Here is a 6,530-nt window from a genome sequence, read left to right on the forward strand (position 1 = left end):
GTATATAAACTAGCATTTACTAAATCTTCTATATAATAATTTCCATAATGATTATTTAGATTAATAATACTTACATAATCTTCTTGAAATACACTATGATTAGACTCATTTTCATCATTAATTAATATTATATTTATATCTTTATTATTTTTAATAATTTCATTGTATAATTTATCATTTTTAACTAATACATATAGTTTTTTATATTTATATTCTTGTTTATGATAAATTAACTTTGCCTGTTTTAAATCTTCGATATTATTTATCATACTAACAATAGCTACTGTAGTTTTTTTATCATAAATTTTTATTCCAATTTTATCTAATATAAACATTACTCTATGTTGATATGTGTGGTTATTTAATACTTCTCTAATACCTTTTATCACTTTTTTTTCATAATAATCTTTGTCTTTTAATTTTATAAATTCTTCTTTAAGCTCTCCTACACTATTACTAGCTACTACTAAATCATTAAACATTTTTTTTATTCCTAATGAATAAGAACTGATTATAGGAGTTCCACACGCTAAGCTTTCAAATACTCTTCTTGAAAACATTGTTGGTGAATTTGTAATCGAATTTACATTTAGCATTATTTTATATCCTTTATTGCACTTTTCTAATTCATTTGTAGGTAGGTATCCTTTTATATATTCACTAAACTCATTCGGATATCTGTATAATGGATTTTTAGAATTATAATTTCTATCATATATATCAAGTCCTATTTGACCTATAGCTAGCCTCAAAATTTTTTGTAAATTCCGCCTTCTTTCTGGAAATCTATCATTGTAAAAAGCACCTGCAAAACAAGCTTTTTCTATTCTTTGGTCATATACCTTTATGGGATTGTGTATTTTGGGTTGAGCTGCAAACGGTAGTGGGTATACCCTACCATGATTTAATTCATTTTTATATTTTGGTATACTATCCTCATCCGTTGTAAATACATAATCAAATAATTTAACAGTTCCAATAAAATCTTCATAGTGAGCAGGGTCTTCTTTATTCCAAAATACAGTTGGTATTTTATTCTTTTTGCACCAATTTATTACCTCTTGTAACTTACTGATATTATATTTATTCATATACCTAACTTTTCCAATCCATTGTCCGTCGTTTCCATGCCAAGCAGATTCTACTAATAACAGATGTGGTCTATTGGATTCTAAATCTATTCTCCAGTTATCTGGGCTTATTTTTATTAATTTACACATATCCTCATAGCAGCTCATTGTAAATGGATCAAATATACATGCAATCTTAAGTTCACTAAGCTCATACATCACCATTTGTCTCCTTTCGTATATTTTATTTTTTATATCCTAATAACTTATATATAAATCCTATTTCCTTCATTTTATCTTCATCTAAAAATTTCCTAGTATCTAGTATTACCTTCCCTTTCATAGCTTTATAAACTTCTTCATATTGTATATTTTTAAATGCGCAGTGGTCTACTCCAAGCACCAATAAATCACTATCTTTAACACACTTTAGTAAGTCTTTTTCTAAATCTTCATACTCACTTACATATGGGTCATATATAGATATTTGATAATTATTTTCTTTTAAAATATCTACTAAATGTACTATAGGACTTTCTCTCATATCATCGATATCCTTTTTATATGTCATACCTAGTATTGATATTTTCTTACTGCCTTCTAAATCTTTAGTTAACTTTTCTACTTTATCAAAAACATACTGTGGCATAGAGTCATTTGTTTGTCTTGAAAGTTTTATTATATTAGCTAAATTCTCCGAAGCTTCTACTATAAACCATGGATCAACAGCTAAGCAATGACCTCCTACCCCTGGTCCTGGATCTAATATATTTACTCTTGGATGTTTATTACAATATTTTATTAAATTCCACACATTTATGCCTAAATCATCACATACTTTTAATAATTCATTTGCTAACGCTATATTAACATCTCTAAAAGTATTTTCTGTAAGTTTTACCATTTCTGCAGTATTCGTATCAGTTGTATATAGTTGACCGTTTACAAAACTTTCATAAATCTCTTTTATCTTTAATGCAGATATTTCATTTATTCCTCCTATTATTCTGTTATTGTTTGATAGTTCTTCTATTATTCTTCCTGGGATTACTCTTTCTGGGCAGTAACCTAAATATATCTCTTGCCCTACTTTTAGGTTGGTTTTTTCAAGGATAGGTTTTATAATATTTTCAGTTGTTCCTACTGGTGATGTTGACTCTAAAATAACTATGTTATTTTTCCTTACATGCGGTAATATCCTCTTAGTTGCATCTATTACATAAGTCATATCTGCTTTTTTATCTTCTCTTATTGGTGTGGGAACACATATTATAAATATATCGGCTTTACCTGGTGAATATTTGCCTATAAGTTTTTTCTTACTCACAACGTCTTTTACTATTTCATTAAGATTTGGCTCTTCTATTATTATTTTTCCTTTGTTTAAATTATCTATAACTTCTTTATTTATATCCACTCCAACAACATCATAGCCATTATCTGCTAATATTGCTGCTGTTGGAAGTCCTATATATCCAAGACCTACTACGCAAATTTTTTGTGGCATTTTAATATCACCTATATTTAAAATATTTTAAACTATATATTATATTGAATTCTTGAATAGTTTATTTATATTATGTTTATCCAGTGTGTTTTGTTAACTATAATTATATTTTTAAAATATATCACTCTTTATGTCATAAAACATAATATATTGTATGTCAACTTATAATTATTAATTAGTCTAATATATTAATAAAGAGGGTAATTAAAATTTCAACTTCACAACCTAAAATACCTATACTAAAACCTTTCTTTAAGTAAGATTAAAAATAACTCTAGAAATACCGATACTACTAATAAAAAATAACGCTAATCTAAAAGCCTTAGAGATTAGCGTTATTTCTTTCATTTATCCAAAGTATTATATTTTCTATAACCTCATCTTTATTTATTTCATTTAACATTTCATGCCTTCCACCTTCATACAACTTGCATGAAACATCTTTTATACCTAAATTTATATATCTATCTCTTAATCTTAAAACTCCCTTACCATTTTTTCCAACTGGATCTTCATCACCTGATATTATATATATAGGTAAATCTAGTGGAACTTTCTTAAGATTATCGCTATCTTCAATTTCTTTTAAGCCTTTTATGAAATCATAAAAGAATCCACAAGTAAATAACACTCCACAAAATGGATCTTGGATATATTTTTCTACTTCTTTTTCATCTCTGCTTAACCAATCAAAATCTGTTTTTGATGGTTTGAATTTTTTATTATTTCCGCCAAAGATTAAATTATCTAGTCTTTTACTTTTATACTTTCTTCCATTCTTTTTTATTTCATAACTTATTAATTTTTCTGCTACATTTAATATAAATCCTTGCTTTCCATTTGATCCTGATAAAATAACTCCATTTATATTATTTCCATATTCCATTATGTATCTTTGACTTGCAAATGAGCCCATACTATGCCCAAATAAGTATACTGGTAAATCATCATTTTCATCTTTTATTATATTAGTTAAAATATTCATATCTTCTACTAAGCATGTAAATCCATCCTTATCGGCTAAATATCCTACATTATCTATTATTTCAGCAGTTTTACCATGGCCTCTGTGATCATTTATATAAACTATATAACCATTTTCAGTTAGATGCTTTGCAAAGTATTCATATCTTATTGCTGTTTCTGCCATTCCATGAGCTATTTGCACAACCCCTTTAGGTTTTATATTTTCATTTTCCCACTTATATACATGTATATCTAAATCTTCTTTACCCCTAAAGTGAAATTCACTACACTTCATTTTTCATACCTTCCTTTCAGTATAAATTATAGTAATCATTATATTTATTGTATCAAATAATTTCATTTTAATATTGTTAATCTTATAATCATATTAAAATAAAAATGACTGTTTAACCCAATAGTTTAACAATCATTTTTTTTCTTACTTCTTACATATTTTTTTCTAATTTTAGTTTTTTTAGACTTTCTACCTAAATCTGATACGATTACTTCTTCTGGTATGTCTGATACAATTATATCTTCTGCTGGTTGTGCAGCCTTTTTAGCTTCCTTAATTTCTCTTTGAGCTATAAGCATTGCTAAATCCGCTGATACCATACCTAAAAAAATAAGAATCAAATTTACATCTGTATCATTTAGTTCTTCTGATATTGCATATGATATGGTTGACGATAATAATACATAATCTGCGTAAGAGAATCTTTCTAAACCTAATGAATCTTTTTCTTGTGAGTTACTGTTATTCTTATCCTTGCAATTTTTTTTAGCTTTCTTTAAATTATTTTTTTGATTATCATCCATAAATTAGCTTCGCTCCTTTACGGGTATAGTTTCAATACTAAATTATATTCAAAAATATATAATTTACTACAAAGTTAATTTATAACTATTTTTCTTTAACCATTCTTCTTCTTTTTTATATTCTGGCATTATACTTTCAACTAAATTATAAAAATTCTTTGAGTGATTCATATGAACTAAATGACTAAATTCATGAACTAATATGTATTCTATTGATTTTGGTCTTGCCATTGCTATTTTAGAATTAATATAAATTGCTCGTTTAGAGGTACATGTACCCCACCTTTTCTTTTGTTCTTTTACTTTTAATACACTTGGTATTAAGTTCATCATCATTTTTGATTTTTCTCTACATTTTATTAAATACTTTAATACAACTTTTTCACTTTCTTTTTTATACCAATCTTTTAAAGCCTTTTTTATATATTCAGATTCTAAATTACTAGTTTGTAATATTATTTTATTTTCGTTTATAAATATATTGGGCTTTGGTAATTTATTAATATTTATAATTTCTAGTACATATTCTTCTCCCAAGTAAAAAAGTTTACTTCCACTTTTTATTTCTTTTTCTTCGTTAAAATCGCTAATATCTTTATATTCCTCAAGCTTTTTTAATATCCAACCTCCTTTTTCTATTAAAAGGTCTTTTAAAATTTTCTCATCTACATTAGGAGGACTTATTATTGTTATGTTATCTTTAGGTTTTATAATAATAGTTATGTTTTTTCTTTTTCTATATATTACAGAAGATTTTATATATCTATCTTTATACGTCACACATAATTCATTTTTATTTTTATCCTTACCCATACCAATCCCAGCCTTTTTATTTATAATAATATAAATTATAACACATTATTTATTATGTTTTTATTCATATAAATTTCCTAACCAATAATTTTGTGGTTTCTGATTTTCATCTATTGGTAAAAGCTGATATCCTTCACTTACTAAGTATTTTAATATTCCATCTAAGGCTTCTACTGTTTGCTTTTTTTCATGCATTAATATAACTATTTCATTTTTATTTTTAGAATAACCCTTTACATTTTCTATTATTTGACTAGCATTAAATTTCCAGTCTTCAGTGTCTATATCCCAATCCCATAATTTATATCCAGCTTCTACTAAAGTTTCATATGACTCACTTGGCGCATATGGCTTACTTCCATATGGTAATCTTACTACATAAGATTTTTTTCCTGTTATTTCATAAAAAGTTTGCCTATTTACATCAAACTCTTCTTTTGCTGAACTATCATTTTCATACAGTTTATGTATGTCATGAGATACACTATGAAAACCTGCTGTATTTTTATTTTCAATTATATTTTTGACTTGCTCTGGGTAATTTTTCATATTTCTATCTATCATAAAAAAAGTAGCTTTAGCATTATATTTATTTAGGATTTTTATTATACTTTCTGTATATTTAGAAGGTCCATCATCAATTGTTATATATGCTACTTTTTCATTATTTTCACTTATAGTGTTATTAATTTCTTGAGTTGTATTTTTATTAGATATATTAGTATTTTTTAACTTTTCTTTATTATAGCTATAGCTGTAACTATATCCTATTTTAATATTGGCTGCTAATATACCTAATGTAATTATCCCTATGTTTAATTTTTTCTTTGTTTTTTTATGCATATCTGTTCCTCCTATTTCTGTGATGATATTTAAGTTTTATTGTTTTAGGAACATCTTTTTGTTTTGTATATAATATATAGACGTTTTATTTCGACAAAAAAATAGTTTAATTTTATTGCCATTTACTTTCTTTTATAGTATTAGTCAATTTTCTTCTTTTATCACCTTTATATAAAATTCCAAAAAATAAATAAATATGAAAAAAACTCAAAGTTTTCACTTTGAGTTTTTTTATATTTATTTATTATGCTGATTTTTTTAATTTAATTTCTTCTTCATTTTTTTTAACCATAGTATTGTAAACTGGTAGACCTATCGCTGTTACTAAAAGTCCTCCTAATGATATCATAGTAGTTTGCATACCTGCAAATAATAATTGGTTTAATATAACGAATAATCCACTTACTATTGCTATCATTGGTATTACTGGGTATAAAGGTACTTTATATGGTCTGTGTAAGTTTGGTTGATCTTTTCTTAACTTTATAACTCCTATAAATGTTAATACATAG

At 25.6% G+C, this 6,530-nt stretch carries 6 protein-coding genes and 1 pseudogene; all 7 read right to left on the reverse strand.

What is annotated here, in order from left to right; genetic code table 11:
- Nucleotides 1-1,289: CgeB family protein (locus VLM92_RS13150; RefSeq protein WP_325276790.1), on the reverse strand; the 1,289-nt coding region annotated here is incomplete at its 3' end.
- Nucleotides 1,290-1,314: 25 nt separating this feature from the next.
- Nucleotides 1,315-2,577: a nucleotide sugar dehydrogenase gene (locus VLM92_RS13155; RefSeq protein WP_325276791.1), complete on the reverse strand. Its 1,263-nt coding sequence runs from the start codon at nucleotides 2,575-2,577 to the stop codon at nucleotides 1,315-1,317.
- Nucleotides 2,578-2,899: 322 nt separating this feature from the next.
- The gene (locus VLM92_RS13160; RefSeq protein WP_325276792.1) at nucleotides 2,900-3,838 is read right to left on the reverse strand and encodes an alpha/beta hydrolase; all 939 of its coding nucleotides are present in this window, start codon (nucleotides 3,836-3,838) and stop codon (nucleotides 2,900-2,902) included.
- 125 nt (nucleotides 3,839-3,963) lie between these two features.
- Complete coding sequence (locus tag VLM92_RS13165; protein ID WP_325276793.1) at nucleotides 3,964-4,362, reverse strand: hypothetical protein; 399 nt, start codon at nucleotides 4,360-4,362, stop codon at nucleotides 3,964-3,966.
- Nucleotides 4,363-4,428: 66 nt separating this feature from the next.
- Complete coding sequence (locus VLM92_RS13170; RefSeq protein WP_325276794.1) at nucleotides 4,429-5,175, reverse strand: SprT family zinc-dependent metalloprotease; 747 nt, start codon at nucleotides 5,173-5,175, stop codon at nucleotides 4,429-4,431.
- Between the two features lie 60 nt (nucleotides 5,176-5,235).
- Nucleotides 5,236-6,018: a polysaccharide deacetylase family protein gene (locus VLM92_RS13175; RefSeq protein ID WP_325276795.1), complete on the reverse strand. Its 783-nt coding sequence runs from the start codon at nucleotides 6,016-6,018 to the stop codon at nucleotides 5,236-5,238.
- A 244-nt stretch (nucleotides 6,019-6,262) separates the two neighbouring features.
- Nucleotides 6,263-6,530 (reverse strand): annotated as a pseudogene (locus tag VLM92_RS13180) (amino acid permease); the annotation flags it as partial.

It is taken from the genome of Romboutsia sp., from assembly GCF_035470145.1.
GTDB lineage: Bacteria > Bacillota > Clostridia > Peptostreptococcales > Peptostreptococcaceae > Romboutsia_D.